This window comes from Methylobacterium sp. 001424705, from assembly GCF_059816145.1.
The window spans coordinates 50,408-76,710 of the sequence record NZ_JCBANU010000009.1 but is presented as its reverse complement, the minus strand read 5'-3'; the positions used below and the strand labels follow the sequence as shown (position 1 = coordinate 76,710).

The 26,303-nt window shown below is 71.0% G+C and carries 24 protein-coding genes; 5 read left to right on the top strand and 19 right to left on the bottom strand.

Annotated elements, in window-relative coordinates; translation table 11 throughout:
- Window positions 1-338: 338 nt before the first annotated feature.
- From AC6EUL_RS09245 to AC6EUL_RS09220, 6 genes are all read right to left on the bottom strand, one after another.
- Window positions 339-887 (bottom strand): GNAT family N-acetyltransferase, encoded by a 549-nt coding sequence (locus AC6EUL_RS09245; protein ID WP_499869904.1) that lies wholly within the window; start codon window positions 885-887, stop codon window positions 339-341.
- Window positions 888-1,145: 258 nt separating this feature from the next.
- A complete protein-coding gene (gene gatB / locus AC6EUL_RS09240; protein ID WP_499869903.1) occupies window positions 1,146-2,618 on the bottom strand; it encodes an Asp-tRNA(Asn)/Glu-tRNA(Gln) amidotransferase subunit GatB in 1,473 nt (490 codons plus the stop codon).
- A gap of 68 nt (window positions 2,619-2,686) precedes the next feature.
- A complete protein-coding gene (locus AC6EUL_RS09235) occupies window positions 2,687-2,986 on the bottom strand; it encodes a hypothetical protein (protein WP_056221545.1) in 300 nt (99 codons plus the stop codon).
- Between the two features lie 10 nt (window positions 2,987-2,996).
- Window positions 2,997-4,478, bottom strand: coding sequence for an Asp-tRNA(Asn)/Glu-tRNA(Gln) amidotransferase subunit GatA (gatA, locus tag AC6EUL_RS09230; protein ID WP_499869902.1), 1,482 nt, complete (start codon window positions 4,476-4,478; stop codon window positions 2,997-2,999).
- A gap of 122 nt (window positions 4,479-4,600) precedes the next feature.
- Window positions 4,601-4,888: an Asp-tRNA(Asn)/Glu-tRNA(Gln) amidotransferase subunit GatC gene (gatC, locus tag AC6EUL_RS09225; protein WP_056221539.1), complete on the bottom strand. Its 288-nt coding sequence runs from the start codon at window positions 4,886-4,888 to the stop codon at window positions 4,601-4,603.
- A 149-nt stretch (window positions 4,889-5,037) separates the two neighbouring features.
- On the bottom strand, window positions 5,038-5,217 hold the full coding sequence (locus AC6EUL_RS09220) for a hypothetical protein (protein WP_156653362.1): 180 nt from the start codon (window positions 5,215-5,217) through the stop codon (window positions 5,038-5,040).
- A 113-nt stretch (window positions 5,218-5,330) separates the two neighbouring features.
- On the opposite strand from AC6EUL_RS09220, the gene AC6EUL_RS09215 reads away from it, so the two are divergent.
- Window positions 5,331-5,876 (top strand): SMI1/KNR4 family protein, encoded by a 546-nt coding sequence (locus tag AC6EUL_RS09215; RefSeq protein WP_499869901.1) that lies wholly within the window; start codon window positions 5,331-5,333, stop codon window positions 5,874-5,876.
- Between the two features lie 71 nt (window positions 5,877-5,947).
- Window positions 5,948-6,442 (top strand): Holliday junction resolvase RuvX, encoded by a 495-nt coding sequence (gene ruvX / locus AC6EUL_RS09210; RefSeq protein ID WP_056350177.1) that lies wholly within the window; start codon window positions 5,948-5,950, stop codon window positions 6,440-6,442.
- A 6-nt stretch (window positions 6,443-6,448) separates the two neighbouring features.
- Here the strand turns inward: ruvX and dprA are convergent, their stop codons facing one another.
- From dprA to AC6EUL_RS09180, 6 genes are all read right to left on the bottom strand, one after another.
- A complete protein-coding gene (gene dprA / locus AC6EUL_RS09205) occupies window positions 6,449-7,624 on the bottom strand; it encodes a DNA-processing protein DprA (RefSeq protein WP_499869900.1) in 1,176 nt (391 codons plus the stop codon).
- Window positions 7,625-7,655: 31 nt separating this feature from the next.
- Window positions 7,656-8,249, bottom strand: a complete 594-nt coding sequence (gene plsY / locus AC6EUL_RS09200; RefSeq protein ID WP_499869936.1) for a glycerol-3-phosphate 1-O-acyltransferase PlsY — start codon at window positions 8,247-8,249, stop codon at window positions 7,656-7,658.
- Window positions 8,250-8,260: 11 nt separating this feature from the next.
- Complete coding sequence (locus tag AC6EUL_RS09195; RefSeq protein WP_499869935.1) at window positions 8,261-9,568, bottom strand: dihydroorotase; 1,308 nt, start codon at window positions 9,566-9,568, stop codon at window positions 8,261-8,263.
- 110 nt (window positions 9,569-9,678) lie between these two features.
- Window positions 9,679-9,867, bottom strand: a complete 189-nt coding sequence (locus AC6EUL_RS09190) for a YegP family protein (RefSeq protein WP_499869899.1) — start codon at window positions 9,865-9,867, stop codon at window positions 9,679-9,681.
- Between the two features lie 178 nt (window positions 9,868-10,045).
- Entirely contained in the window at window positions 10,046-12,757 is a 2,712-nt protein-coding gene (gene acnA / locus AC6EUL_RS09185) for an aconitate hydratase AcnA (RefSeq protein ID WP_499869898.1), read from the bottom strand.
- Between the two features lie 250 nt (window positions 12,758-13,007).
- On the bottom strand, window positions 13,008-13,145 hold the full coding sequence (locus tag AC6EUL_RS09180) for a hypothetical protein (RefSeq protein ID WP_200927214.1): 138 nt from the start codon (window positions 13,143-13,145) through the stop codon (window positions 13,008-13,010).
- A 372-nt stretch (window positions 13,146-13,517) separates the two neighbouring features.
- Here AC6EUL_RS09180 and ccmA point away from each other — a divergent pair, with 372 nt between their 5' ends.
- A complete protein-coding gene (gene ccmA / locus AC6EUL_RS09175; RefSeq protein ID WP_056273839.1) occupies window positions 13,518-14,174 on the top strand; it encodes a heme ABC exporter ATP-binding protein CcmA in 657 nt (218 codons plus the stop codon).
- Window positions 14,174-14,839, top strand: a complete 666-nt coding sequence (gene ccmB / locus AC6EUL_RS09170) for a heme exporter protein CcmB (protein ID WP_200941289.1) — start codon at window positions 14,174-14,176, stop codon at window positions 14,837-14,839. The genes ccmA and ccmB overlap by 1 nt, the downstream gene beginning before the upstream one ends.
- Before the next feature lie 4 nt (window positions 14,840-14,843).
- Here the strand turns inward: ccmB and opgC are convergent, their stop codons facing one another.
- The 4 genes from opgC to AC6EUL_RS09150 form a co-directional block, all read right to left on the bottom strand.
- A complete protein-coding gene (gene opgC, locus AC6EUL_RS09165) occupies window positions 14,844-16,019 on the bottom strand; it encodes an OpgC domain-containing protein (RefSeq protein WP_056495663.1) in 1,176 nt (391 codons plus the stop codon).
- A 125-nt stretch (window positions 16,020-16,144) separates the two neighbouring features.
- On the bottom strand, window positions 16,145-17,332 hold the full coding sequence (locus tag AC6EUL_RS09160) for an SMP-30/gluconolactonase/LRE family protein (RefSeq protein WP_499869897.1): 1,188 nt from the start codon (window positions 17,330-17,332) through the stop codon (window positions 16,145-16,147).
- A gap of 39 nt (window positions 17,333-17,371) precedes the next feature.
- Complete coding sequence (locus AC6EUL_RS09155) at window positions 17,372-18,355, bottom strand: SMP-30/gluconolactonase/LRE family protein (RefSeq protein WP_499869896.1); 984 nt, start codon at window positions 18,353-18,355, stop codon at window positions 17,372-17,374.
- 65 nt (window positions 18,356-18,420) lie between these two features.
- On the bottom strand, window positions 18,421-19,698 hold the full coding sequence (locus tag AC6EUL_RS09150) for an SMP-30/gluconolactonase/LRE family protein (protein WP_499869895.1): 1,278 nt from the start codon (window positions 19,696-19,698) through the stop codon (window positions 18,421-18,423).
- Window positions 19,699-20,146: 448 nt separating this feature from the next.
- Between AC6EUL_RS09150 and AC6EUL_RS09145 the strand changes: the two genes are divergently transcribed.
- Window positions 20,147-21,547, top strand: coding sequence for a methyl-accepting chemotaxis protein (locus tag AC6EUL_RS09145; RefSeq protein WP_499869894.1), 1,401 nt, complete (start codon window positions 20,147-20,149; stop codon window positions 21,545-21,547).
- A gap of 17 nt (window positions 21,548-21,564) precedes the next feature.
- On the opposite strand, the gene AC6EUL_RS09140 is transcribed toward AC6EUL_RS09145, so the two are convergent.
- From AC6EUL_RS09140 to AC6EUL_RS09130, 3 genes are all read right to left on the bottom strand, one after another.
- Window positions 21,565-21,744 carry a hypothetical protein gene (locus tag AC6EUL_RS09140; RefSeq protein ID WP_056380357.1) on the bottom strand — a complete coding sequence of 60 codons (180 nt, stop codon included), beginning with the start codon at window positions 21,742-21,744 and terminating at the stop codon, window positions 21,565-21,567.
- Window positions 21,745-21,834: 90 nt separating this feature from the next.
- On the bottom strand, window positions 21,835-22,743 hold the full coding sequence (locus AC6EUL_RS09135; RefSeq protein ID WP_499869893.1) for a response regulator: 909 nt from the start codon (window positions 22,741-22,743) through the stop codon (window positions 21,835-21,837).
- A complete protein-coding gene (locus AC6EUL_RS09130) occupies window positions 22,736-26,101 on the bottom strand; it encodes a hybrid sensor histidine kinase/response regulator (protein ID WP_499869892.1) in 3,366 nt (1,121 codons plus the stop codon). Before AC6EUL_RS09130 ends, AC6EUL_RS09135 begins: the two co-directional genes overlap by 8 nt.
- Window positions 26,102-26,303 lie beyond the last annotated feature (202 nt).

The following is a 26,303-nucleotide window of genomic DNA, read 5'->3' as shown; positions in this document are numbered from 1 at the left end:
GACTGCGGCGACAGGACATTTCAGGGTCGAGTCTCTGGGAATGAATACAGTCGCGAAATCACGCAAATAGGCTCTTGACGCATTCGCGATCCGGTCGCACCTTGATATGGTGCTTCGACGGCAAAGCACAGCTCAAGCAACGAGGAGGCCTTGATCGGATAACGATCACGACCGACCTGACGCAGGAGATGTGGGAATGACTCCACCCCAGCAGGAAGCTGCGGCGATCATCCAGGGCTGATTCGACCTGGACGTTGAGCAGCGCACACGCGAATTACGGGACGGAAGCGGTCTCCGGGGCGCAGAAGCGGCCAGCACGGCACGACTTCAGACATGCATCAGGCCCCACCTCGGCCGCTTCCGCCGCCGATTTCTTCGGTCAGCTCACAAGCAAGCCGCAAATTCATCAAGACTTCATCATAATATTTGCCGTCGACCTTCAACGCGCGTGGTTCCAGGCCATAGCGTGTGAAACCCATGCTTTCGTACCGCCGGATGGCGGCGTCATTGGCGGCGCCGACGGAAAGCCCAAGATCCTTCACACAGGTCGCGGCATGCGCGACCACCATCCGGATCAGGGCGGTGCCGATGCCGGCTCGACGCGTCTCGGGTCTGACGTAGAGGCCCCAGAGCGTCCCCTTGTGTCGCAACTTGTGCGCCTCCGGGACGTGTAAGCCCGCCACACCGGCCAGAGGCTCGTTTCCAAGCCAGGCTCCGAAGACGATCTGCGTTTCCAGGGTCTCCGCGAACCAAGCGAGAGACCTCTCGGACGCCTCCTCCCACGAGGCCGCGAACGCTTCCGGATGGCGTTTCAAGCCATCGAGACGGACATGGCGAAACGCGCTCGCGTCCGTGGGGCCGAGGCGGCGACACGCGAAACAATCCATCACAACGCTCCGCTCGCTGCTACCGCCCGCCAAGCATTCAGGCCCTGATCGGTGGCCAGGCACCCCACACCTGAAGTGGGACGACGTTCTGAGAACGGGAGCCGATCAACCTCGTAAAACCGGAATGGGGCGACCGTTGCAGCCCGCGGCGCAACAGGTCCCGGAGAACTTTCCACCCCCCGTGGGCACGAATCTTCCCGTGATCTGCGGGTGGTGGAAGCGTTCTATCGATCCCGTCCAGAGGGCGAGGACGTGCCCCTACTCGATCCCCAGCTTCGCCTTCAGCAGGGCGTTCACCGCTGCCGGATTGGCCTTGCCGCCGGTTGCCTTCATGGTCTGGCCGACGAACCAGCCGAGCAGGGTCGGCTTCTCGCGGGCCTGAGCGACCTTGTCGGGGTTCCTGGCGATGATCTCGTCCACGGCCGCCTCGATGGCGCCGGTGTCGGTGACCTGCTTCAGGCCGCGCGCATCGACGATCTGGCGCGGGTCGCCGCCCTCGGACCAGACGATCTCGAACAGGTCCTTGGCGATCTTGCCCGAGATCACGCCCTCGCCGATGAGGTCGACGATGGCGCCGAGCTGGTCGGCCGAGACCGGGCTGGTCTCGATGCTGTGGCCTTCCTTGTTCAGGCGCCCGAACAGCTCGTTGATGACCCAGTTCGCCGCGGCCTTACCGTCGCGGCCCTTGGCCACCGCCTCGAAGTAGTCGGCCGAGGCGCGCTCGGCGATGAGCACGCCCGCATCGTAGGGCGACAGGCCGTAGGACGCGATGAAGCGCGCCTTCTTGGCGTCGGGCAACTCGGGCAGGCCGGCGGCCAAGGCCTCGACATAGGCCTGGTCGAATTCCAGCGGCAGCAGGTCCGGGTCCGGGAAGTAGCGATAGTCGTGCGCCTCTTCCTTCGAGCGCATGGAGCGGGTCTCGCCCTTGCCCGGATCGAACAGGCGGGTCTCCTGGCTGATCGTGCCGCCATCCTCGATGATCGCGATCTGGCGGCGGGCCTCGGTCTCGATGGCCTGGCCGATGAAGCGGATCGAGTTGACGTTCTTGATCTCGCAGCGGGTGCCGAGCGGGTCGCCGACTCGGCGCACCGAGACGTTGACGTCGGCGCGAAGCGAGCCCTTCTCCATGTCGCCGTCGCAGGTGCCGAGGTAGCGCAGGATGGTGCGCAGCTTGGTCACGTAGGCGCGCGCCTCCTCCGACGAGCGCAGGTCTGGCCGGGAGACGATCTCCATCAGGGCGACGCCGGAGCGGTTGAGGTCGACGAAGCTCTGGGTCGGGTTCTGGTCGTGCAGGGACTTGCCGGCATCCTGCTCCAGGTGCAGGCGCTCGATGCCGACGGTGATCGACTCGCCGTCGGGCAGATCGACCAGCACCTCGCCTTCGCCGACGATCGGGTCCTTGAACTGGCTGATCTGGTAGCCCTGCGGCAGGTCCGGGTAGAAGTAGTTCTTCCGGTCGAACACCGAGCGATGGTTGATCTGCGCCTTGAGGCCGAGGCCGGTGCGCACGGCCTGGGCCACGCACGCTTCGTTGATGACGGGCAGCATGCCGGGCATCGCCGCGTCCACCAGCGAGACGTGGTCGTTCGGCTCGCCGCCGAACTCGGTGGAGGCGCCGGAGAATAGCTTGGAGCGGCTCGTGACCTGGGCGTGGATTTCCATGCCGATCACGACCTCCCAGTCGTGCAGGCCGCCCTTGATGAGCTTCTTGGGGTTCACGGCAGCGGTCATGATGGCCCGGATTCAGCGTTGCGGGGCGCGGGTACGCGCCGGAAAGGTGGAAGTGTCGGCCCGCCCGGTCAAGCGCGCAGGCGGTAGAGCTGGTGCGCCAGGAAACCGAGGGCGCCCCACAGGAAGGCGGCGATCCAGCGCACGGGGAAGAAGGTCGGCCCGTCGTGGCTCACCGGCGCCGGCCACGGGATGCCGATCGCGGTGACGCCCCAGGACACCAGCACCGAGACGGCGAAGGCCATCAGCGAGACGAGGATAACCTTGACGAACTGGTCCGACTTCCAGCCCATCACCAGGGCGATGGCGATCAGCACCGGATCGAAGGCGGCCCAGATCCAGACGTCGAAAGGATAGACCGGGACCGTCATCGCGTGCGCCTCATGCCCACCACACCGCCGGCAGCCTGGTCCGCCCGGTGGCGTCCTCGATCACCTGGGCGGCGGCGAACAGCGTCTCCTCGTCGAAGGGCCGGCCAATGAGCTGGAGCCCGAGGGGCAGCCCCTGCGCGTCGAGGCCGGCCGGCACCGAGATGCCGGGCAGGCCCGCCATGTTCACCGTGATGGTGAAGACGTCCTGCAGGTACATCTCGACCGGATCGCCCGAGCCCTTCTCGCCGATGCCGAAGGCGGCCGACGGGGTCGCGGGCGTCAGGATCGCGTCGACACCGGCGGCGTAGGCCTGCTCGAAGTCGCGCTTGATCAGGGTGCGGATCTTCTGGGCCCGCACGTAGTAGGCATCGTAGTAGCCGGCCGAGAGCACGTAGGTGCCGATCATGATCCGGCGCTTTACCTCGCGGCCGAAGCCGGCGGCGCGGGTGTTCTCGTACATCCCGGCGATGTCCTTGCCGGGCACGCGCAGGCCGTAGCGCACGCCGTCGTAGCGGGCGAGGTTCGAGGAGGCCTCGGCCGGGGCGACGATGTAGTAGGCCGGCAGGGCGTAGGGGGTGTGCGGGAGCGAGATCTCCCTCACCGTGGCGCCGGCATCCTTCAGCATCGCGGCGCCCCGGTCCCACAGCGCCTGGATCTCGGCCGACATGCCCGCGACCCGGTATTCCTTCGGGATGCCGATGATCAGGCCCTTCACGCCGCGGGCCACCGCCGCCTCGAAGTCGGGCACGGGCAGGTCGGCGCAGGTGGTGTCGCGCGCGTCCGCGCCGGCCATCGAGCCGAGCAGGATGGCGCAGTCGCGCACCGTCCGGGCGATCGGGCCCGCCTGGTCGAGGGAGGAGGCGTAGGCCACCGTGCCCCAGCGCGAGCAGCGCCCGTAGGTGGGCTTGATGCCGACGGTGCCGGTGAAGGCGGCGGGCTGGCGGATCGAGCCGCCGGTATCGGTCGCGGTGGCGCCGAGGCAGAGATGGGCGGCCACCGCCGCCGCCGAGCCACCCGACGAGCCGCCCGGCACCAGCTTGGCGTCCGATCCGGCCCGGCGCCAGGGCGAGACCACGTCGCCATAGGCGGAGGTCTCGTTGGACGAGCCCATGGCGAATTCGTCGAGGTTCAGCTTGCCGAGCATCACCGCGCCGTCGCGCCAGAGATTGGCGGTCACGGCCGATTCGTAGGCCGGCGTGAAGCCCTCGAGGATCTTCGAGCCGGCGGTGGTCGCCACGCCCTCGGTACAGAACAGGTCCTTGATCCCGAGGGGGATGCCCTCCAGCGGACGGGCCTCCCCGGAGGCGATCCGCGTGTCGGCCGCGTCCGCCATGGCCAGGGCCCGGTCCGGCGTCTCGACGAGGTAGGCGTTCAGCGCCCGCGCCTTCTCCATGGCGTCGAGATGCGCCCGTGTCAGGTCGGTGGCGGAGAAGTCCTTGGCCTTGAGCCCGTCGCGGGCCTCCGCCAGGGTGAGTTCGTTCAGAGAGGTCATGGGTTGCGAGAGTCCTGGGCGCTCGTCCTGGTGGGTCCCGGGGCACAGCCGCCGTCGCCGTTCGGGCGCCGTGCGGACCGTCCTTCGGGGCGGCCGGGTTTTGATGTCGGCGGCGCGTGCGCCTACTCGACGACCTTCGGCACGAGGAAGTAGTGGTCCTCGGTCTCGGGGGCGTTGGCCACGATGGCGTCGGCCTTGGCCCCGTCGGTGACCGCGTCCGCGCGCTTCTTCATCGCCATGGGGGTGACCGAGGTCATGGGCTCGACCCCCGTCACGTCGACCGCGCCGAGTTGCTCGACGAAGGCCAGGATCGCGTTCAGTTCGCCCTGCAGGGGGGCGACCTCGTCCTCGCTCACCGCGATGCGCGCCAGGTGCGCGATGCGCCTCACCGTCGTTGCGTCGACCGACATGCTGTCTTCAGATCCTCAAGGCCCCCATCCGCAGCCCGTCGGGGTTCCGCGGGCGATGGGGCGTCGGGCCGGGCTATAGCACCCGCCTTCCCGCGCTCGCAACGGCGGGGCCGCGCGGGGGCCGGATCGGGCGGGGCGGCCCGGACGCCTCAGGCGATCGCGTGATGGGGCAGTACCGGTGATTCGATGAGGATCCCCGCCCGCGCCGGCCCGCGATCCGCCTGTCGGAACCCGACGAGCAGGATCTCGCAGGCCAGGGCCAGCATCAACTTGTGCCGCAGGGGCATCCGGCGTGGTGCGGGTGTCGTCGCGTGGGGCGGCAGGGGCATGCGGTCGGCTTCCAGCGTCTTAACGGTTCGTTAACGATGCTCTGGCCGATCCGGTCCCCGCAAGGCTATGACAACGTTTTCTCAAGGTTAACGACGAGCCGGAGATCAGATTCATGTGGGAGACGGTGTTCTCGCCCTGCGCGCCGGGTCCGGTGGCGACCGAGGCGGCCCTCGACCGGGCGGAGGCGGAGCTCGGCTACGGCCTGCCCGAGAGCTACCGCGCCTTCTGCCGGACCCTCGGGGCCGGGCTCGCCAACGGCTCCTTTCGCGTGGCGGTCCCGAGCGAGGCGCCCGAGACGGACCTCGTCGCCCAGTCCGAGCTGATCGCCCACAGCATCGCCTCCGTCCTCGGCGACCGGCCCGAGCATCGGTTCGAGGTGGAGGGCGACGATCCCAGCGTCGTCGAACGGGCCGGCTTCTTCGGCCGGTCGGAGGCCGGCGAGTTCCTGTTCTGGGACGTGGTGCCGGGGCGCGACGAGTACGAGATCTGGGTCCTGGGCGCCGACCTCGAATCGGTGCGCTTCGGCGGGGCTGACCTCGTCGACCTGATGCGGCGGAGCCAGGGGGCTGCCGTGCGCGGCATCCTCGGCATGGGCGCCGAGCCCCTCCCCGCCAGCTTCGTGGGCGACGGCACCGAAGGGTCGGCCGGCCTGCACTGATCCGCGAGGATCCCCTTGCCGGCCGGGAGCGGATCGCGCAGGACGGGCGGCGGCACGGGAGAGCGACGGACATGGACGAGGCCGAGATGCGGGCCTTCGCGGAGGCGTCGCAGGGCGGCCCCCGCCTCATCGGAATCGACCTCGGCACCAAGACGATCGGGCTCGCCCTCTCGGATGTCGGGCGCCAGATCGCCTCGCCCCTGGAGACGATCCGGCGGGTGAAGTTCACCCCCGACGTGAAGCATCTGGCGGCCCTGTGCGAGCGGCACGCCGTCGGCGGCCTCGTCATCGGCCTGCCCCTGAACATGGACGGCAGCGAGGGCCCGCGGGTCCAGTCGACCCGCTCCTTCGTGCGCAACATGAAGCCGCTGCTGCCCCTGCCCGTCCTCTACTGCGACGAGCGCCTCTCCACCGCCGCCGTCACCCGCGCCCTCATCGCGGCGGATGCCTCGCGGGCCAAGCGCGGCGAGGTCGTCGACATGCTGGCCGCCGCCTACATCCTGCAGGGCTGCCTCGACCAGATGCGCCGCGCCCTGGGCGAGGAGGCGCCCGAAGACGACGCGTGACGGCCCTCAGCCCACCAGGGACACCGACCCGCTGCCGTGGCGCTCGATGCGCCCGTCGAGCTCCAGCTCGAGCAGGGTGGTCTGGACGACCCGGACGCTGAGGCCGGCGGTGCGCGCCAGTTCGTCGGTTCCGATCGGGGTCGGGCTCAGATAGGCGATGAGGCGGGCGCGGTCGTCCACGGGCTCCGGCGCCGCGAAATGCTCGGCGGGGAGCGGCAGGACGATGCCGTCCACGTCGAGTTCGTCCCAGAAGATCGGCGCGTCGGCGAGGTCCGGCCGGTCGACGGCCAGGGCTTCCACCCTGCGCGCCGCGCTGCTCCCCACCAGCAGCGGGGCGATGACGTCGGTGACGTGGGCGGCGTCGGAGACCAGGGTCGCGCCCTGGCGGATCAGGTCGTTGGTGCCTTCCGCCCGCGGATCCAGGGGAGAGCCCGGCACGGCGAAGACCTCCCGGCCCTGCTCCAGGGCGAAGCGGGCCGTGATCAGCGAGCCCGAGCGGCGGGCGGCCTCCACCACGACGGTGCCGTAGGCAAGGCCGGAGATGATGCGGTTGCGCCGGGGAAAGTCGCGCCCGCGCGGCTCCCACCCCATCGGCATCTCGGCCAGCACCGCCCCGCCCGCCTCCAGGATCGCCTCCACCAGGGCCGCATGGTTGGCCGGGTAGATCCGGTCCTGTCCTCCCGCCAGCACTGCCACCGTACCGGGCGCCAGGGCGGCCCGGTGGGCGCGGGCATCGATGCCCCGCGCCAGCCCCGAGACCACGACGAGCCCGGCCTCGCCGAGCCCGCGCGCGAGGCGCTCGGTGAAGGCGAGGCCGGCGGCGGAAGCGTTGCGCGAGCCGACCAGGGCGATAGCCGGACGGTTCAGGATCGCGGCCTCACCCCGGATCGCGATCAGCGGCGGCGCCGAATCGGCGGCCTGCAGCAGCTTCGGGTAATCCGCCTCTCCGAGGGCGACGAGGCGGGCGCCGAGGCGACCGGCCGCGCGGAGCTCGGCCTCGGCTTCTTCCCGGCTCGGCGGCGTGATGCGCCGGCCGCTGCGGCCGGTGAGGTTCGGCAGGGCGTCCAAGGCCGGCCCGGCGCCGCCGAAGCGGTTGACCAGGGTGCGGAAGCTGCGCGGGCCGATCCCCTCGCTGCGGATGAGGCGCAGCCAGTCGAGACGCTGGGCATCGGTGAGCTGCATCGCCCTCCCCTCCCGGAGCGGGCGGCGAGCCTCAGCCCTTCTGCCCGATGCGCCCCTCGGTCCCGTCGATCAGCCGGCGGATGTTGGGCGCGTGCTTCCACCATAGCAGGATGGCGAGCAGGAGGAACAGGCATGCAACCGCAGGCTGTCCCATGGCCCACAGGACGAGGGGCGTCAGGGCCGAGGCCGCCAGCGCCGCGAGGGAGGAGTATTTCAGCGTGAAGGCAAGGCCCAGCCAGATCGCCGCGAAGGCCAGAAGGCCCAGCGGGCTCAGGGCCAGCAGGACGCCCAGGAAGGTCGCGACGCCCTTGCCGCCTTTGAACCCGAGCCAGACCGGGAACAGGTGCCCCAGGAAGGCGCCGAAGCCCGCCACCAGGGCCGCCTCCAGTCCGAAGCGACCGGCGAGAAGCACCGCGAGGGTGCCCTTCAGCGCATCGCCCAGCAGGGTGGCGGCTGCCAGCCCTTTACGCCCGGTGCGCAGGACGTTGGTGGCGCCGATGTTGCCCGAGCCGATCGCCCGCACGTCGCCGAGCCCGGCATAGCGGGTCAGGATCAGCCCGAACGGGATCGAGCCGAGGAGGTAGCCCCCCGCCAGCGCCGCCAGCAGGACGGGCCACGGCAGCATGTTAAGAGCGATCACGCGGCGGCCTCGGTCTCGGCGGGGGCCCGGAAGACGATGCGGCCCGCCACCATCGTCAGCACGGCGGCTCCCTGGAGGCGCGCCTCGTCGAAGGGGGAGTTCTTGGAGCGGGACTTCAAGGTGCGCTTGTCGAGGACGTAGGGCAGGTCCGGGTCGATCAGCACCAGGTCGGCCGGCGCCCCGGTCGCGAGGCGGCCGGCGGCGCGCCCGAGAAGGGCCGCCGGGTTCGCCGTCAGGGCCGCCAGCAGGCGCGGCAGGGCAACGTCGCCGGTATGGACCAGCCGCAGGGCCGCGCCCAGCAGGGTCTCGATGCCGAGCGCCCCGTCGGCCGCTTCGGCGAAGGGCAGGCGCTTGGTCTCGACGTCCTGCGGGTTGTGGTCGGAGACAACGACGTCGATCACGCCGTCGTTGAGGCCCGCCACCAGGGCGAGCCGGTCCGTCTCGTGGCGCAGCGGCGGCGAGAGCCGGCAGAAGGTGCGGTAATGGCCGATGTCGCCCTCGTTGAGGACGAGGTTGTTCACCGAGGCGCCGCAGGTGACCGGCAGCCCGTCCGCCTTGGCCCGGCGCACGATCTCGACCGCATCCGCGCAGGAGATCATCGCCGCGTGGTAGCGGGCGCCGGTGAGGCGCACGAGGCGGATGTCGCGCTCCAGCATCACCGTCTCGGCCTCGCGCGGGATGCCGAGGAGCCCAAGGCGGGAGGCCATCTCGCCCTCGTTCATCACGCCGTCGCCGACAAGGTCCGGCTCCTCCACGTGCTGCATCAGCAGGGCGCCGAAGTCGCGGGCATAGGTCAGCGCGCGGCGCATGACCTGGGCGTTCGCCACCGCCTTGAGGCCGTCGGTGAAGGCCACGGCCCCGGCCTCCTGCAGGAGGCCGAACTCGGTCATCTCCTGGCCGGCGAGGCCCTTGGTGATGGCGGCGGCGGGCAGGACGTGGACGCTGGCCGTGTCGCGGGCACGGCGCAGCACGAAGTCGACGATGGCCGGCCCGTCGATGACCGGGTTGGTGTCCGGCATGCAGACCAGGGTGGTAACGCCGCCGGCGGCGGCCGCCGCGCTGGCGCTGGCCAAGGTCTCGCGGTGCTCGGCGCCGGGCTCGCCCACGAAGGCGCGCAGGTCGATGAGGCCGGGGCTGAGGACGTGGCCGCCGCAATCGACCGTCTCGGCGTCGTCCGGCACCCCGGCGACGGGCCCCCAGCCGACATCCTGGATCAGGCCGTCGCGCACGAGGACATGCCCGGGCGCCTGCCGGCCCGTGGCCGGATCGCACAATGTGGCGTTGGTCAGGAGGATGGGACGCATCGTCATGCGTCGCGGTTTCGACCGGGCGCGCCGTGGCGTCAAGCGGGATGCGGCGGGCACGCCGATCCCGACCGCGGCGGCGTGCCCTGACTGCGCTCCGGCGCGTCGTCTCAAACCTCGTAGATCGGATCGTTGCCCGAGGCCTTGTTGAGCTTCACGCCGTGCAGGCAATCCGCCTTCGCCGCGTAGCTCTCGCTGCTCCTCGAGATCTCCTCGCCGTTCTTGGCGTAGTAGACCCAGTACCACTGTCCCTTCGCATCCTTCTTCATCTTGTAGCAGGGGTAGGACATTGCCGACATCGCTTCGCTCCTCGGTTCACGGCGGCCGCGACAGGCCTCCGCCAAATAATCAAACTCTAGGTTTGATTATTTGTAATTTGTTAACCTGAGAGAAGTTTTGCGAGGCTTCTGGGCATGAAAAAGGCCCCGCCCTTTCGGGCGAGGCCTCGGGATCGCGGTTCGCGGAGGCGGCGAAGTCTTACGCGGCCAGCGAGCGCAACACGTAGGGCAGGATGCCGCCGTTGCGGAAGTACTCGAGCTCGTCGAGGGTATCGATGCGGCAGGTCAGGGGCACCTCCCGCTTCGTGCCGTCCGCGGAGGTGATCTCGGCGATCATGGTCTGGCGCGGTTTCAGGTCGCCGGACAAGCCCCGGATCGAGACCGTCTCGTCGCCCTTCAGGCCCAGGGAGGCCCAGGAGGTGGCGCCCTGGAAGACCAGGGGCACGATGCCCATGCCGACGAGGTTCGAGCGGTGGATGCGCTCGAAGCTCTCGGCCACCACGGCGCGGATGCCCAGGAGCTTGGTGCCCTTGGCCGCCCAGTCGCGCGACGAGCCGGTGCCGTACTCCTTGCCGGCGAAGACCACGAGGGGCGTGCCCTCGGCCTGGTACTTCTGCGCGGCGTCGTAGATGAACATCCGCTCGCCGGAGGGCTGGAACAGGGTCCAGCCGCCCTCGACCACGTTGCCGGACTCGTCGCGGACCATCTGGTTCTTGATGCGGATGTTGGCGAAGGTGCCCCGCATCATGACTTCGTGGTTGCCGCGCCGGGTGCCGTACTGGTTGAAGTCCTGCACCCGGACCTGGTGTTCCTGCAGGTAGGCGCCCGCCGGGGAATTCGCCCGGATGTTGCCTGCCGGCGAGATGTGGTCGGTGGTGATCGAGTCCAGGAACAGGCCAAGGATGCGGGCGTCGACCACGTCCTCCACCGGGGCCGGGGTCTTCTGCATGCCCTCGAAATAGGGCGGGTTCTGCACGTAGGTGGAGGTCGAATCCCACTGGAAGGTCTCGGCCTCGGTGACCTCGACGGCCTTCCAGTAGTCGTCGCCGCCGAACACGTCGGCGTAGCGGGACTTGAACAGGGTCGAGGTGATGTTGGCCTCGATGAACTCTTGGACCTCGGCGCTCGAGGGCCAGATGTCCCTCAGGTAGACGGGCTGGCCATCGGAGCCCGTGCCCAGGGGCTCGGTGGTGATGTCGATCTGCATCGAGCCGGCCAGCGCGTAGGCGACCACCAGCGGCGGCGAGGCCAGGTAGTTCGCCCGGACATCCGGGTTCACGCGGCCCTCGAAGTTGCGGTTGCCCGAGAGTACCGCGGCGGCGACGACGTCGTTGTCGTTGATCGCCTTCGAGATCGCGGCCGGCAGCGGTCCGCTGTTGCCGATACAGGTGGTGCAGCCGAACCCGACGAGGTTGAAGCCGAGCGCGTCGAGGGGCGTCTGCAGACCGGCGCTCTCGAGGTACTCGGCCACCACCTGGGACCCGGGCGCCAGGGAGGTCTTCACCCAGGGCTTCGAGCGCAGGCCCCTGGCGACCGCGTTGCGGGCGAGGAGCCCGGCGCCGATCATCACGCTCGGATTCGAGGTGTTGGTGCAGCTCGTGATGGCGGCGATCACCACGTCGCCGTGACCGATGTCGAAGTTGGCGCCCTCCACCGGGTAGCGACTGGCGAGGTCGGCCGCCTTCTTGAACTCGGTCTCCATGGATTGCGCGAAGCCCGGCTTGGCGCCGTCGAGGAGCACCCGGTCCTGCGGACGCTTGGGGCCGGCCAGGGACGGGCGAACGTCGCCCATGTCGAGTTCGAGCGTGTCGGTGAAGACCGGGTCCGGCGTGGCCGCGTCGCGCCACATGCCCTGCGCCTTGGCGTAGGCCTCGACGAGCGCGATTCGGTCGTCGGCGCGGCCGGTGACGGTGAGGAAGTCGATGGTCTTCTGATCGATCGGGAAGAACCCGCAGGTGGCGCCGTATTCGGGGGCCATGTTGGAGATCGTGGCGCGGTCGGCCACCGCCATGTCGTCGAGGCCGGGGCCGTAGAACTCCACGAACTTGCCCACCACGCCCTTCTTGCGCAGCATCTGCGTGACGGTGAGCACGAGGTCGGTGGCCGTGGTGCCCTCGGGCAGCTTGCCCGACAGCTTGAAGCCGACGACCTCGGGGATCAGCATGGAGAGCGGCTGGCCGAGCATCGCGGCCTCGGCTTCGATGCCGCCGACGCCCCAGCCCAGCACGGCCAGGCCGTTCACCATGGTGGTGTGCGAATCGGTGCCGACGAGGCTGTCCGGATAGGCGAGCTCGGTGCCGTCCGAAGCATCGGGATCCTGCTTCGTCCACACGGTCTGCGACAGGAACTCGAGGTTCACCTGGTGGCAGATGCCGGTGCCGGGCGGCACCACGGAGAAGTTGTCGAAGGCCGACTGGCCCCACTTGAGGAAGGTGTAGCGCTCGCCGTTGCGCGAGTATTCGAGCGCGACGTTGTCGGCCAGCGCCTTCGGCGTGCCGAACTCGTCGACGATCACCGAGTGGTCGATCACGAGGTCGACCGGCACCAGCGGGTTGATCTTCTGCGGGTCGCCGCCGAGCGCCACCATGGCGTCGCGCATCGCCGCGAGGTCGACCACCGCGGGCACGCCGGTGAAGTCCTGCATCAGCACGCGCGACGGCCGGAAGGCGATCTCGGTCTCGGTCTTGCCCTTGTTGCCGAGCCAGGCGACGGTGGCGGAGATGTCGTCCTTCTTGACCGAGCGGTCGTCCTCGAAGCGCAGCAGGTTCTCGAGCAGCACCTTCATGGAGAAGGGCAGCGCGGTGGCGTCGGCGAGGCCGGCCTTCTCGGCGTGCGGGATCGAGTAATAGGTGTAGGCCTTGTCGCCGACCGTCAGGGTCTGGCGGGACTGGAAGCTGTCGAGCGATGCCACGGCGTTCTGTTTCCTCGCGAGCGGTTGGTCGAACACGCGCAGGCATAACCTGCGCCACGAAAACACGTGTTCGGCTGGGAGCGCTATGAAGCGCGCGCCGCCCCGGGGGTGCCCGGATAGGATGTTGCGCGAAGGGCGATTTGGACGCCCTGAAATCTCGCGCGGCGCAGCCTGCGCGCGTTATAGAACACTTCGAAACTGGCCGCTACCGGGCGCCTGACAGCGCGTGGGATCTGTTCGGAGGGCGGGTCTACGCCGCGACCAGATGCGCCAGATCCGCCCCCTCGGCCACATGCCGGGATGCGTCGAGGATCTCGCTTCCGACGATCCTCGCCTCTGCGAGCTGCACGTCGAGGGCGTCGGTCTCGGCGTCATATCGGGACGTCATCGGCTCGGGGCCTTCGCCCACGATCGAGGAAGGCGGTGATGAAAGGGAAGGTCGAGAGCGATCGTACCACGAAAGCCACGCGAAGCTCGGGAGCGTCCGATCCACAGCCGTCGAGAGCGAGAGGGCTCGAATAGCACGTTTGGGATGCGCTCCGGCATGCCGGCCCGGATCGCGGTCGCCACGGTGCTCCCCGGCTCCGGATGGTGCGACGGACCGTGCGACCGTCGGCTGGGTCCATTTTGCGTGCCCGGGTCTCGCCACCGAACGATCCGCGTGCGATGGGCGAAGCGCCGGGGGACGGAGACCGCACATTCCTTCGTTCGGTCTGCTCGACAGGCGCCACCTCTTGAGGCTCATGATTCAGGACCCCCCGTGCGGCTGACCGCTCAAGACCTCGCCGTCCGCCGGTCCGGCCGCCGCATCTTCGCGAACCTGTCCTTCGCCCTCGGGCCGGGGGAGGCGCTGATGGTCACCGGGCGGAACGGGGCCGGCAAGTCGACGCTGCTCGCGGTGCTGGCCGGCCGGCTCAAGCCCGAGGCCGGGACCGTCGCGGCGAGCGAGGTCGGCGAGGCGACCCTGTCCGAGTGCCTGCACGTGGTCGGCCACCGCGACGGGCTGAAGAGCCCGCTGACGGCGGAGGAGAACCTCGCCTTCGCCCGCGACCTCCTCGGCGCGCCGACCGCGACCCCGCGGGCGGCCCTGGAGGAACTCGGCCTCGGCCACGCCCTGCGGCTTCCCGTGGCCTATCTCTCCGCCGGCCAGCGCCGGCGGGTGGCGCTGGCCCGCCTCCTGGTCTGCCGGCGCCCGCTCTGGCTCCTCGACGAGCCGACGGCCGCCCTCGATGCCGCCTCGCAGGCGGTCCTGGCCGGGATGATGGCGCGGCACCGGGCGACGGGCGGCCTCGTCATCGCGGCGACGCACCAGGCCCTCGGCCTCGCCGACGCCCAGGAACTGCGGATCGAGGCGCCCGCACCCGCCCCACCGACGCTGGCCCGGACGACGGTCGCGGCCGACGAGGTCTGGTGGTGATGCGCGCCCTGAGGGCCCTCGTCGCCCGCGACCTCGCCCTCGCCGCCCGCGTCGGCGGCTCGGGGGCGCTCTCCCTCGTGTTCTTCCTGATGATCGTCGCCCTGGTGCCGTTCGCCCTCGGCCCGGACCTGAACCTGCTGTCGCGGATCGGCCCGGCGATCCTCTGGCTCGCCGCCGTGCTCTCGACCCTGATCGGCCTCGACCGCCTGTTCCAGGCCGACGAGGAGGACGGCTCCCTCGACCTGATGACCGGCTCGCCGGCCCCCCTGGAGGGCGTGGTGCTCGCCAAGGTGCTGGCCCACTGGCTCACCACCGGCCTGCCCCTCGCCCTCGCCTCGCCCCTCTTCGGGCTCCTCGTCGCCCTCGATGGCCGGGCGATGGCGGCGACCGCCCTCACCCTCCTGGTGGGCACCCCGGCCCTGACCTTCGTGGGCGCGGTCGGCGCGGCCCTCACCGCCTCGATCCGCCGGGGCGGCCTCATCCTGGCGGTCGTGGTGCTGCCGCTGATGATCCCGACGCTGATCTTCGGCGTCTCGGCGAGTGAATCGGCCCTCGGCGGCACCGTCCCGTTCACCACGCCGCTGGCCATCCTGTGCGCCCTCAGCCTGATCGCGGGCGTGATCGGGACGCTCGCCGCCGCCGCGGCCCTGCGCTGGTCGGAATAGGGCGTCAGGCGATCGCCGGGGTCCCCCGCAGGCCTGCGACCCGGACCTCCGGCGGCGCGGGGTGGGCGGGCCGCGCCCGGTCCGGGCGCCCGGCGATGCGCAGGGCGATGCCGACGAACAGCGCGATCATGCCGGCCTCCAGAAGCAGCAGGGGAAGCCAGGCGGCGTCCAGGGGAATGGCGGCCAGATCCAGCGCCTCGCTGGCGAGCACGGCCCCGATCGCGCCGGCGGTGAAGACCGGCAAGGACCGGCGGCCGAGGCGGGTCAGCGGGTGGTCGCGCGGCACCTGGTGCAGCAGGCGGATGAGCGGGGCGCGCGGCAGGGCCATCACCAGGTAGGCCAGGGCGAGAACGTGCAGGACCCGCAGGGGCGACTGGTAGGTCTTGCTCGCGCCGAGCCAGAAGGCGTCGTTGCGCGTCGCGGCCCAGTCCGCGGCCGCCGGCCAGAGACGAACCACGACCACCGCCAGGACGAGGTAGCCAACGAGGTAGCCCAGGGCGAGGCCGGTCAGCCCCCTGGGACGCGGCAGGGCGACGCCGTCGACCAGGCCCTGCCCGATGGTGATCCCCAGGGCGAAGATCAGGGTCCAGGGCAGGATCGTCAGCGCGAAGGGCGCGCCCGAGAGGCTGTTGCTCAGCACCAGATGGAAGTGGCCGGCCGCGATCCAGAGCAGCAGTGCCGGCGGCAGGGGCGCCCAGAACCGCCACCCGGCGAGGCGCAGCAGGATCGGGGCGATCAGCATCAGGGCCACGTACAGGCGCAGGACGGACGAGTATCCCACCGTCTGGCGGAGGGTCAGGGCATGGCTCAGCAGGTTCGGGAAGCCGTGGTCCCGCAGCAGGGCGGTGTCCTGCGCGTGCACGCCCGTCACGCCTCGAAGGGCGAGGATGGCCGCCAGGAGACCGAGCGTCGCGAAGACGATGACCAGTTCGAAGGCGTAGATCCGGGCCGCCCGCCGCCACAGATGGGCGACGATGTCCGGCAGGCGGCGCCGCGAGGCCTGGCTCCCCGCGAGGGCGATGGAGATGCCGCTGAGCAGGACGAAGATGTCGGCGCTGTCGGAGAAGCCGAGCCGGGAGGGCGACACGGCCGAGACGGCGCCGTCCTGGATGTGGTTCACGAAGATGTTGATCAGGCACAGACCGCGAATGGCGTCGATCGTCGTTCTTCGCTGCGGCATGCCTCGCCCCGATGCGGCCTACACGCACCGATCGTAGGGCGGGGGGGCTTAAGGTTGTGTTGCAACCTCCGGACGTAGGGCCGGGGAACGGTTGGGCCGTTCCCCGGGCCGAGGCCTCGTGCGCCTCACGCCGGATCGGCGTCGATCCGCATCCGCAGGATGGCGTAGGGCGGCGCCTGCAGGTCCTTGCCGCCGTTGTATTCCGGGCGTCGGTTCACCTGGGCGGACGAGATGTGGAGCCAGCGGTCGGGGGTGATCCAGAACGTGTCGGCCCAGATCAGGCGCGGATCGGAGGCGATGATCGTGACGGTGCCGTCGGGGTCGCGCCGGCCGACCGCGTTGAACTCCTGCAGGGCGAGGTAGACCCGGTCCTTGGAATCCGTGGTCAGGCCGCCGGTCATGCCCTTCTCGCCGAGATCCGTGACGCCGGCCGCCACGGCCCCGTCGCTGGCCCCGGGATCGAGGAGCACGGCGGTCTCCACGGCGTAGAGGCGGCGCCCGATCAGGGGCGCGTAGTAGAGGCGCCGGCCGTCGGGGCTGAGCGCGATGCCGTTGGCGCCGCCCTGGACCGGGCGCGGCGGCCCCTCCCCCTTCCGCTGCACCACCGGGCGGTCCTCGACGATCTTGAGGAGGCCCTTCTGCGACCGGGTGCTGGCGTGGCCCGCGAGGCGTCGCACCACCCGGCCGCTGGCGAGGTCGACGGCCAGGATGGCGCCCTCCCCGTCCTGGCCCTGGTCGGTGACGTAGGCGCGGGCGTACCCGTCGCGGATGTCCACCCGCAAGTCGTTGAGCGACGAGGTCGGGGTGATGCCGGCCTCCAGGGGCACCACGCGGCGGATGCGGTTGTCGGCGAGACCGATCTGCACGAGCTTCGCGCCGCCCTTCACCGGCGGGCCGGAGCCGTCCGGCAGGCCGGCATCGAGGCACCACAGGGTGTCGTCGCGGTCGAAGACGCCGTTGGGCACGTGGAACAGGCGCGCCTGCGGCTGCTCCGGGTCGGGCTGGTTCGTCGGCAGGTCCGGGTAGGGCCGGACCTCCCCGTCCGCCAGCACCTCGCCCAGGGTGTAGGGCACCGTCGCGGTGAAGCGGGGCATCATCACGAAGCGCCGGCCGCCGGACGAGATGGCGAGACCGGTGGGGGTCGAGGGGGCGTTCGCCGTGAACGCGAGTTCGAGCCCGCCCGCCGCCCGGTGGGTGGCGACCTCGGAGGACGGCGCGGCCGCGGCCTCGCCGGGTCGGGCGAGGGCTGCCGCACCGGCGATGCCGGCACCGGCGAAGCCGGCGGCGAGGAGGTCACGGCGAGCGAGCGTCATGGCGGGATCCGGTCGAGCGAGGATGGGAGACATGGCGGGTCAGCCCCGGGCGGGGCCGCGCACCTTGAGGTCGATGGCGAGGACGTGCGCGCCCGCGCCGATGAAGAGGCGCCGGCCGTCCGGGCCGCCGAAGGCCACGTTGGCGGCGTCGGTCGCGGTGGCGATGCGTCCGAGGGGCGTGCCGTCGGGCGCATAGATCCGCACACCGTCGAAGCAGGCGGCATAGACCCGGCCGTCGGCATCCACCGCGAGGCCGTCCGGCACGCCGGCCTCCACGGTGGCGAAGGGTTCGGGCGCGCCGAGCCTCCGGCCCTCCACCACCGGGAAGGCCAGGATGGTGCGCGCGCCCTCGGGATTCTTCAGGGCGGCGCTGGTGTCGCTGACGTAGAGGCGCGTCCCGTCCGGGCTGAAGGCGATGCCGTTGGGCTGGCCGACGGCGTCGGTCATGCTCTCGACCCGGCCGGCCGGGTCGATCCGGTAGACCCGCCGGGCCCCTTGCGCCGGCGGCGCCATCAGGCCCTCGTCCGGCATGGTGATGCCGAAGACGGGGTCGGTGAACCAGATCGCGCCGTCCGGGGCCAGGGCGGCGTCGTTCGGGGAATTCAGCGGCCGGCCCGCGAAGGCGTCGGCCAGCACCGTGAGGCGGCCGTCCGGCTCCCGCCGCACCACCCGCCGCCCGCGATGCTCGCAGGTGACGAGGCGGCCCTCGGCGTCGAGCGTGTTGCCGTTGGCGTTGTTCGAGGGGTCGCGAAACACGCCGGTGCCGCCGTCGTCGGCGATCCGGATCATCCGGTTGGCCCGGACGTCGCTGACGATCAGGCCGCCGAGGCCCGGGGCGTAGCACAGGCCCTCGCACCAGCGCCCGCCGGCATAGAGGGTGCGCAGCACCGCGCCGGGATCGACCACCTCGCTCAGCCGCGGATCGTCGACCCGGACGATGGGGGCCGCTGCGGCCGGCCAGGCACGCAGGGCGAGGGCCGCTCCCGCGCCGCCGAGCAGCGCGCGTCGTCGTATCGTCGGCATCGGTCCTCGATGGGCTGCGGGTGCGATGAGCGCGCCGCCCCGTGGCCGGGGCGGCGCGGGACGGGTCAGCGCGCGGCCGGCGCGGGGGCGGTCGAGCCGGTGGCGTCCGGGGTCCCCGGCTTGAAGCTCCACAGCTCCGTCGGCAGGGCCGCCGGCGCATCGGGCTTGTAGAAGGCCGAGTCCTGGATGCGCGAGGTGGTGACGTAGAGCGTCCCGTCGGGCCCTTCCGCGAAGGTGTCGGGCCAGCGCAGGCGCGCGTCCTGCACCACGGTGCTCAGGGTGTTCCCCTTTGCCGAGAGGTCGCGCACCTTGATCGCATCGTCCTGCGGCGAGGTCACGTACATCCGGCCGTCCTTGCGGGCGATGATCAGGCCGTCGGCGGGGCCGTTCTCGCCCACGATCTCGATGCGGCCCGACACGCTCTTGTCGGCCAGCGCGGTCGGCATCAGCGCGGTGGTGATGCTCCCCGCGAGCGTCTCGGTGGGCAGGCTGTAGAGCGTCTTGCCCTTGATCGCCTGCCAGTACAGAGTCTTGCCGTCGGGGGAGAGGGCGATGCCGTCGGCGGCGAACTCGACGCCGCGCCCGTCCGGCCGGCGCAGGGGCTTGCCGTCATAGGTCACGGTGACGCCCGTGTCGGGTTGGGTCGACGGGTCGCCGTCGAGGACCCGATGGGCCCGGCCGCTGTCGAGGTCGACCACCACCAGGGCGCCCCGGGCGCCGGAATCGGTGAGGTAGGCGGTCTTGCCGTCGGGGGAGAAGCGCACGTCGTTGAGGTAGGAGCCCTGCGGCGCCACGCTCTCGTCGAACGCGATGGTGCGCGCGGGCTGGTTGGTCTTCAGGTCGATCTCGACGAGCTTGGGACCGCCGGGCACCAGAGCCGCCATGGCGGGGGCGGCCGGATCGAGGACCCAGAGGTTGCCGTTCGGGCTCGCCACCACGCTCTGGACGCAGACCCAGTGATCCTTGGCCGAGATCTCGTCCTTCTTGGCGTTGCGCCAGGAGTTCCAGGCCGCATCCGGGAACGGCACCAGCTTGCCGTCCTTCAATTCGGCCACCGACACCGCGGTGTCCTCGGTCCAGCGCGGGAAGTTCACGAAGATCCGCCCGTCCTTGGAGACGGTGACCCCTGTCACCTGGTGGTCGAAGCTCGCCACCTTCGTGAGCGTCGCCGTCGGCGCGGCGGCGGCGCCCTGCGCCAGGACCGTGCGGGGGAGGAAGACGACCCCCGGGAGGAGGAGGGCGCCCAGGAGGGCCGCGGCGCGCGTCCGGCCCCGCCGCCGGGGGCGGGCCGAGAGGCGCGGCGGGGCGGCGAAGATCGGACGGTCGGACTGATGGTGCGTCATCGGAACCCTGGAAAATGGAATCCCTGGCATCGGATTCCCTGGCATCGCGCCGATCGCACCGTGCGGCGCGATCGTGACGACCTAACGCATGAAGTCTCGGCCAAGGTTCATCCGCCCCGCGACTCGTGAACGGCGGCGCCCCTCTCCCGCGCGACCGAGCGGCGGCCTCGGATTGCGCGGTTGGCCGGTGTCGCACGGACCCGGCCCGCGTCCGGATGCGAGGGCGCTCGGCACGCTTCCATATGTTGTTTTTTGCAAAGTCGTTTCAGGATCTTCGACCGTTAAAGACAAATTCACGGATTGTAATTAAAGTTACGAGCATCAAAATGCGACCCGTCTAGTCGCGTATCAGTCACCGTTTCCGCGAAAGAAATTGACGATGTTGGGCGCCGGTCTTCGTGCAACACTCGAAGCGCTCGATCGATCGCAAGGTCGAATCGAGTTCGCGATGGATGGAAGTGTCCAGAGCGCGAACCAGATCTTTCTCGATCTCATCGGCTATACGTTCGCAGAGGTCCGTGGCCGCCCGCACAGCCTGTTCGTCCCTCCGGAGGAGCGGGACACCCCGGCCTACCGGGCCTTCTGGGACAGCCTGCGCCGGGGCGAGCACCAGGCGCGCGATTTCTGCCGGATCGGCAAGGACGGCCGCCGGATCTGGATCCGGGCGAGCTACAACCCGATCCTCGATCGCCGCGGCAAGCCGGTGAAGGTGGTGAAGTTCGCCATGGACATCACCGCGCAGGTGGCGCGCAACGCCGCGTTCGAGGGCCAGATCGCGGCGATCAACCGGTCGCAGGCGGTGATCCACTTCACGCCGGACGGTCTCGTCACCGACGCCAACCCGAACTTCCTCGCCGCGCTCGGATACACCCTCGACGAGATCAAGGGTCGGCACCACAGCCAGTTCGTGGCGCCGGCGGACCGGGACACGCCGGCCTACGCCGCCTTCTGGACGGCGCTGGCGGGCGGCGCCTACCAGGCCGGCGAGTTCCGTCGCCTGGCGAGGGGCGGCCGCGAGGTGTGGATCTACGGCGCCTACAATCCGGTCTTCGGACCCGACGGCCGGGTGGTCTCCGTGGTGAAGTTCGCCAGCGACGTCACCGCTCAGGTCGCCGACCGGCTGCGTCGGCAAGAGGGCCAGCAGGCGATCGACAAGGATCTCGGGGTCATCACCGGCTCGATCTCCGACGTCAGCCATCAGGCGACCCTCACGGCGGAGGCGGCGGCCCAGACCTCCGGCAACGTCCAGGCGGTGGCGGCCGGCGCCGAGGAGTTCTCGGCCTCCATCGAGGAACTGAGCCGCCACGCGTCCGAGGCGAAGGTCGCGTCCGAGGAGGCGGTGATCCGGGCTGAGGAGGCCTCCGGCATCATCGCCGGGCTGACCTCGGCCGCCGACAAGATCGGCGAGGTGATCTCGGTCATCCGCACGATCGCCGACCAGACCAACCTGCTGGCGCTCAACGCCACCATCGAGGCGGCCCGCGCCGGCGAGGCGGGCCGCGGCTTCGCCGTGGTCGCCGCCGAGGTGAAGGCCCTGGCCAACCAATCGTCCCGGGCCACGGAGGAGATCGGGACGCAGATCGCGGCGGTGCAGGGCTCCACCACCCAGGCCGTGACCGCGATCGAGGCCATCGCCCGGACGATCGGCCATCTCAGCGAGATCTCGCTGAGCGTCTCCTCGGCCGTGACCGAGCAGGCCGCGGTGACCCGCGACATGACGATCAACATGCAGAACGCCGCCCGGAGCGTCGAGGTCGTGCGCCAGAACATGGACGGGATCGCCGCCGCCACGATCGACGTCGACGCCTCGGTGCGCAAGGCCGGCGCCGCGGCCCGCGCCCTGGCCTGAGGGCCGGTCGAACCGGATCAGTCCGGGCGCGGGCCGCCCCCGGGCTGCATCACCGCCGGCTCGGAGCCCGAGCCGCGCACCCGGCCGCGCAGGGCCGGCGGCGCGCCCGGCCGTCCGGGTTCGCGCCGCTCGAGGCCGGGCACGACGCGCTCGGTGAGGTCCACGCAGCGGCCGACCAACCACGTCATCCAGTTCATCGCGAAGCTCCCAGCCTGACCTGTCTGATAGATCGTGTGTCGCGCCGCCAAAGCGAGGGGGTCGGCCGGAAATATCCGCTCCGCCGCCCGTCAGTCGAGGTCCTGCAGGTGGCGGGCGGCGATGACGGACGCGGCCGTGCGGTTCTCGACGCCGAGCTTCTCGTAGATGCCCTCCAGGTGCTTCGTCACCGTGCGGGGGCTCAGGCCCAGGATCTCGCCGATGTCGCGGCTCGACTTGCCGCGCGAGAGCCAGAGCAGCACCTCCGCCTCCCGTCCGGTGACCCGCAGGCGCAGGCGCAGGCGTTCCAGGCCCGCCTCGGTGCCGTCGCGCGACAGGCGCAGCAGGATCTCGTCGCCGGTGCCGCCGATGAAGCTGAAGGTATAGGCGGTGCCCGCGCGGTCGCCGAGGGTCAGGGCCGGCGCGCCCGTGCCGGCGAGGCAGCCCCGGAGCCAGGCGGCCCCCTGCGGCGGCAGGCTCGAGGGAGCGCCGGGCTCGGTGAAGCCGCCGAGCAGCCGGGCGGCCTGGGGCGTGCCCCACAGGACCGTGCCGTCGCGGTCCACCGCGAACAGGGTGCGGCCGGTGGTGTCGAGGGCGGCGCGCGCGCTCTGGGCCGCCCGGGCACCGGCGAGATGCACGCGGATGCGGGCCAGGATCTCGTCGGGGGCGATGGGCTTCGTGACGTAGTCGACGCCCCCCGCTTCCAGGCCCTTCACGATGTGCTCGGTCTCCGACAGGCCGGTCATGAAGATGACGGGCACGTGGGCGAGGTGCCCCTTCGCCTTGAGGCGGCGGCAGGTCTCGAACCCGTCCATGCCGGGCATCATCGCGTCGAGCAGGATGACGTCGGGGGTGATCTCGTCGACCAGGGCCAGGGCGAGGTTGCCCGCCACCGCCACCAGCACGGTGGCGCCCGAGCGCTCGATCGCCTCGGTGAGGAAGCTCAGGGTCTCGGGGGAATCGTCGACCACCAGGACGGTGTCGCGCTGCGCCTCAGCCATCGGCGGGCTCCAGCAGGCCCTCGATCACCGCCCGGGCGCGGCGCAGGTCGAAGGCGGCGGTGAGCCCCCGCATCTGCGCGATGAAGGCGGTCGGTGCCGCGGGGCCGCTGTCCATCTCGGCGAGCTTCGCCTCGATGCCGCGGACGTGCCCGATGCGCACGAGGCGCAGGAGGTCGGCGAGGTGCTCCGGCCGCGGGTCCGGCGCGGCGGCCTCGGGCGGGGGCGGCGCGGGCGCGTCCCCCGCCGTCCAGTCGAGGCCGAGGAGCCCGGTGACGCATTCGAGGAAGTCGCGCAGGTCGAAGGGCTTGGCGATGATCGCGTCGTGAGGCGCGTCGTCGCCCCGCACCGGGCTGATCTCGTGCACGTTGGCCGACATCATGGCGATGCGCGCCGTGTGGCCGGCCTCCCGCAGGGCCTTGGCCAGCCCCCAGCCGCTCATGCCCGGCATGGCGATGTCGAGGAGGAACAGGTCCGGCGGCTGGGTCTCGGCCAGCGCCAGGCAGGCCGGGCCGTCGCCCGCCTCCCAGACCACCAGGCCGAGGGGTTCGAGGATGTCGCGCATCAGCCCGCGATGGGCGGCATCGTCGTCGGCCACCAGGATGGTGCGGCGGGCCCCCGCGTAGACGCGCGGCGGGGCGCTCGCCTGCGCCGCCAGCACGGGTTTGGGCCGCGCCACCGAGGCCAGCATCAGCCGGAGGCGAAAGCGCGTGCCGCGCCCGACCTCGCTCGCCACCGTGATCTCGCCTCCCATCACCTGGGCGAGCAGGTGCGCGATGGTCAGCCCGAGGCCGGTGCCGGGGGTGGAGCGGGCGGCGGCCATCGAGCCGCGCTCGAACGGCTCGAAGATGCGCTCCAGGTCGTCCGGGCGGATGCCGAGGCCGGTGTCGCTGATCGTGAACACCGCGATCTGGCTGCGGTAGGTCAGGTCGAGGGTCACCGTGCCGGCGGGGGTGAACTTGATCGCGTTCGACAGGAGGTTGAGCAGGATCTGGCGCAGGCGCTTCTCGTCCGTGGCGACCACCGCCGGCAGGGTCTCGGGCCGGGTGAAGCGGAACGCCAGGGCGGCGCCCTGGGCCTGGAGCCGGATCATGTCGACGATCTGGTCGAGGAAGTCGGCGAGCCGGACCTCGTTGCGGTGGATCTGGAGGCGGCCCGCCTCCATCCGGGAGATGTCGAGCAGGCCGTCGATCAGCCCCGAGAGGTGCTGGGCCGAGCGCCGGATGACCCGGATCCCGTTCTGGCGCGGGGCCGGGATCGCGGGATCGCCCTCGAGGAGCTGCGCGTAGCCCAGCACCGCGTTGAGGGGCGTGCGCAGCTCGTGGCTGATGCCGACCACGTAGCGGCTCTTGGCGAGGTTGGCGGCCTCCGCCACCTCCTTGGCCTGCTGCAGCTTGGCGTCCGTGACCTTGTGGGCCTCGATCTCGGCCTGGTAGAGCCCGGTCTGGCGGGCGGTCTCCTCCAGGGCGACCCGGCGGCTCTCCTGGGCCAGCACGAACAGCCAGGCGACGATGCCCAGGATCACGATGAGGATCAGGAACACGCTGGTCAGCGCCGCGCCGAGCACCGCGCGGTGCTCGGGATGCTCGGCGCTGGCCCCCGCATGCACGATGCCGAGGATCAGCCCGATCGCCGCCACCAGGGTGAGCATCAGCGCGAGGTAGCGCCCCAGCGGCGCGCCGATCCAGGCGGCGGTGCGGGCCGGGGCGACCCGGGCGAGCACGCTCTGGGCCTGGGCTTCCAGGCGGCCGTGCGGCTTGCAGAGATCGCCGCAGCGGGCGTCGAGGGAGCAGCACAGGGAGCAGATCGGCCCGGCATAGGCCGGGCACTGGGCCATGTCCTCGGGCTCGAACGGGTGCTCGCAGACCCGGCAGGTGATCTCGGTCGCCCCCTGCCAGTCCGTGCGCGGGGTACGGGCGAGGTAGTAGCGCCCGCCGGTGGCGAGGGCGATCGCGGGGGCGCCCGCGACGGCGACGACCAGGGCCAGCAGCGGCGCGAACGGCACGGCCTGCGTCCCGAGCCAGCCCGCATGGGCCACGAACCCCGTGAGGATCGCCAGCGCCATGGCGCCGGTGCCCACCGGGTTGACGGCGTAGAGATGGGCGCGCTTGAACTCGATGCCGGGGGGCGACAGGCCGAAGGGCTTGTTGATGGCGAGGTCCGCCGCCAGCGCGCCGACCCAGGCCGAGACCACCACGGCGTAGAGCGACAGGGTGCTGACGATGGTCTTGTCGATGCCGAGCTCCATCAGCAGCAGGGCGATGGCGACGTTGAAGACGAGCCAGACCACGCGGCCCGGATGGCTGTGCGTCAGGCGCGAGAAGAAGTTCGACCAGGCGATGGAGCCCGCATAGGCGTTGGTGACGTTGATCTTGAGCTGCGAGACCACCACGAACAGGGTCATCAGGGCGACCGCGCCCATGCCCGAGGGCACCACGTAGCCGAAGGCCACCGCGTACATCTGGGTCGGCTCGGCGGCCCGTTCGGCCGGAACGCCGTGCGCGATCGCGAGCACGGCCAGAAACGACCCGAGCAGGATCTTGAGCATCCCGGGCAGGATCCAGCCGCCGCCGGCGCCCAGCACCGCCGCCCACCAGCGCCCGGCGCGCTCGGGCGTGCGCGCCGGCACGAAGCGCAGGAAATCGACCTGCTCGCCGACCTGGGCCAGCAGCGCCAGGAGGATGCCGGAGGCCAGCCCGAAGCGGGGCCAGTCGAAGCCCCCGAGTCCGTCGGCCCCCGGATGGGCGAGCCAGGCCGCCACCGGGGCGTCCCCGGCCCAGGCGATGCAGGCGAGCGGCACGAGGTTGAGGACGATCCAGATCGGCTGCGTCCAGAGCTGGAAGCGGCTGATCATGGCGAAGCCGTAGACGACCAGCGGGATCACCGCGAGGGCGCTGACGAGGTAGCCGAGGCTCGGCGGCAGCCCGAAGCACAGCTCCAGCGCCAGGGCCATGATCGCCGCCTCGATGGCGAGGAACAGGAAGGTGAAGCTCGCATAGATCAGCGAGGTCACGGTCGAGCCGATATAGCCGAAGCCGGCGCCCCGGGTGAGGAGGTCGATGTCGACGCCGTAGCGGGCGGCGTAGAGGCTGATCGGCGTCGCGGTGGCGACGATGATGGCGCTGACCACCAGGAGCGCCGCCAGGGTGTTGGTGAACCCGACCGTCAGCACCAGGGTGCCGCCGATCGCCTCCAGGGCCAGGAAGGAAAGCGACCCGAGGGCGGTCTGGGCGACCCGGAACCCGGACCAGCGCCGCGCCTTCTTGGCGGTGAAGCGCAGGGCATAGTCCTCCAGCGTCTCGTCGGCGACGAGGCGGTTGTAGTCGCGCCGGATCGGCAGGATACGCTGGTGCTCGGTCATCGTGTTCGGCGGGGACGGTATCATGCGGCGCGGGGTCTGGCGCGGCATCCCGGCCTGTCCGAAACCGTGGCGCTCCGTCGTCCCCAGCGTAGCAAGGACCGTGCCCGATCCCGTGCTTCCACGTGGGCGCGCACCCCGTCCAGTGGCCGGAGCGGCGATGGGACCCTGGACTCGCGGGCAGTTCGCCAGAATGGGCCTGTCC

Coding starts and splice junctions, on each gene's coding strand:
- AC6EUL_RS09245 (WP_499869904.1), bottom strand. CDS start 887: ATGGATTGTTTCGCGTGTCGCCGCCTCGGCCCCACGGACGCGAGCGCG.
- gatB (WP_499869903.1), bottom strand. CDS start 2,618: ATGACCGCTGCCGTGAACCCCAAGAAGCTCATCAAGGGCGGCCTGCAC.
- AC6EUL_RS09235 (WP_056221545.1), bottom strand. CDS start 2,986: ATGACGGTCCCGGTCTATCCTTTCGACGTCTGGATCTGGGCCGCCTTC.
- gatA (WP_499869902.1), bottom strand. CDS start 4,478: ATGACCTCTCTGAACGAACTCACCCTGGCGGAGGCCCGCGACGGGCTC.
- gatC (WP_056221539.1), bottom strand. CDS start 4,888: ATGTCGGTCGACGCAACGACGGTGAGGCGCATCGCGCACCTGGCGCGC.
- AC6EUL_RS09220 (WP_156653362.1), bottom strand. CDS start 5,217: ATGCCCCTGCCGCCCCACGCGACGACACCCGCACCACGCCGGATGCCC.
- AC6EUL_RS09215 (WP_499869901.1), top strand. CDS start 5,331: ATGTGGGAGACGGTGTTCTCGCCCTGCGCGCCGGGTCCGGTGGCGACC.
- ruvX (WP_056350177.1), top strand. CDS start 5,948: ATGGACGAGGCCGAGATGCGGGCCTTCGCGGAGGCGTCGCAGGGCGGC.
- dprA (WP_499869900.1), bottom strand. CDS start 7,624: ATGCAGCTCACCGATGCCCAGCGTCTCGACTGGCTGCGCCTCATCCGC.
- plsY (WP_499869936.1), bottom strand. CDS start 8,249: ATGCTGCCGTGGCCCGTCCTGCTGGCGGCGCTGGCGGGGGGCTACCTC.
- AC6EUL_RS09195 (WP_499869935.1), bottom strand. CDS start 9,568: ATGCGTCCCATCCTCCTGACCAACGCCACATTGTGCGATCCGGCCACG.
- AC6EUL_RS09190 (WP_499869899.1), bottom strand. CDS start 9,867: ATGTCGGCAATGTCCTACCCCTGCTACAAGATGAAGAAGGATGCGAAG.
- AC6EUL_RS09180 (WP_200927214.1), bottom strand. CDS start 13,145: ATGACGTCCCGATATGACGCCGAGACCGACGCCCTCGACGTGCAGCTC.
- ccmB (WP_200941289.1), top strand. CDS start 14,174: ATGCGCGCCCTGAGGGCCCTCGTCGCCCGCGACCTCGCCCTCGCCGCC.
- opgC (WP_056495663.1), bottom strand. CDS start 16,019: ATGCCGCAGCGAAGAACGACGATCGACGCCATTCGCGGTCTGTGCCTG.
- AC6EUL_RS09160 (WP_499869897.1), bottom strand. CDS start 17,332: ATGACGCTCGCTCGCCGTGACCTCCTCGCCGCCGGCTTCGCCGGTGCC.
- AC6EUL_RS09155 (WP_499869896.1), bottom strand. CDS start 18,355: ATGCCGACGATACGACGACGCGCGCTGCTCGGCGGCGCGGGAGCGGCC.
- AC6EUL_RS09150 (WP_499869895.1), bottom strand. CDS start 19,698: ATGACGCACCATCAGTCCGACCGTCCGATCTTCGCCGCCCCGCCGCGC.
- AC6EUL_RS09145 (WP_499869894.1), top strand. CDS start 20,147: ATGGATGGAAGTGTCCAGAGCGCGAACCAGATCTTTCTCGATCTCATC.
- AC6EUL_RS09140 (WP_056380357.1), bottom strand. CDS start 21,744: ATGAACTGGATGACGTGGTTGGTCGGCCGCTGCGTGGACCTCACCGAG.
- AC6EUL_RS09135 (WP_499869893.1), bottom strand. CDS start 22,743: ATGGCTGAGGCGCAGCGCGACACCGTCCTGGTGGTCGACGATTCCCCC.
- AC6EUL_RS09130 (WP_499869892.1), bottom strand. CDS start 26,101: ATGACCGAGCACCAGCGTATCCTGCCGATCCGGCGCGACTACAACCGC.